The 1012-nt window shown below is 69.0% G+C and carries 1 protein-coding gene and 1 pseudogene; one reads left to right on the forward strand and one right to left on the reverse strand.

The window, feature by feature from the left end; genetic code table 11:
• Positions 1-443: pseudogene (locus ACWELQ_RS46285) on the forward strand (LysR family transcriptional regulator); the annotation flags it as partial.
• A 12-nt stretch (positions 444-455) separates the two neighbouring features.
• On the opposite strand, the gene ACWELQ_RS46290 reads toward ACWELQ_RS46285, so the two are convergent.
• Positions 456-749 carry a chorismate mutase gene (locus ACWELQ_RS46290; protein ID WP_452403286.1) on the reverse strand — a complete coding sequence of 98 codons (294 nt, stop codon included), beginning with the start codon at positions 747-749 and terminating at the stop codon, positions 456-458.
• Between the last annotated feature and the right edge of the window lie 263 nt (positions 750-1012).

Below are 1012 nucleotides of genomic sequence, written 5' to 3' on the forward strand. Positions count from 1 at the left end.
GGCGCGGGGTGCGCCGGTTCCTGCTGCGTCGGATGCGCGTCGGGGTCCAATTGGCACAGGATCAACCGCAGGCCGAACAGCCGCAGATCGAGAACGCCGACGCGGCCGCGTATCCGCTACGGCTGCCCGACCGAACGGCCAACCCCGTGATCCACGATCAGCTGGCCGCGCTGTTCCGCGGCATCCGGCCGGAGCCCCGATTCACCACGCCCGCAATCTCTTTCGACATGTCACAGCGCGATCTGTTCGACGGGCGCACGCTCGCCCCGTCCGGTGAAACCGCGGTCACGACCCTCCTGGCCGGTCTCACCTGGCGACCACTGCGGGGCGCGCCCACCATGACATTTCACCTGGTCCTCCCACGCGTGCAGTCACCCCTGCACCGCCGCGTCCGCGCCGTCGCCAGAACCCTGGCGCACGAGCAGAACTGGCTGCCGGACTGACCCGCGAGCCGACTACGCGGGACCGGCGTCGGCGGTGAGCGCGCGGTGGCGACGCTGCTCGAGTTCGATGAACCCGTCGATCAGTGTGGTGTACGCGCTCTCGACGATGTCAGGCTCGACGCCGTTCTCCACCGCCAATCCCCGCAGCCGATCCATCATCTGTGATCGCCGCTGCGGCGCTCGCACCTCTTCCTCGTTGCGCTTGAACGCCGCGGCACGCATCACCAATCCCTGTCGTGCTCCGAGCAATTCGACGATCCGGGCATCGATCTCATCGATCTCACGCCGCACTTCCTCCAACGACACGCTTTCCACCTTCCACCTTCCACTCCGGGGCCAGCCATCAAATCACACCTGCGACCGGTAATTCCGGCCAGATCTCCGTGACGGGCCCCGGGCGGGAAGCTACTGCTGCGGGCCCATCTGATCGGCGATGATGCCGCCGCCGATCGCGCCGACGACGGCGGCCGGGATACCGACCACGGCAGCACCCACGGCACCGCCCACGACGGCACCGGCCAGCGCACCCACACCGACGCCGACCACACCGCCGACGGCCGCGCCGACCG

It is taken from the genome of Nocardia sp. NPDC004722 (assembly GCF_053601505.1).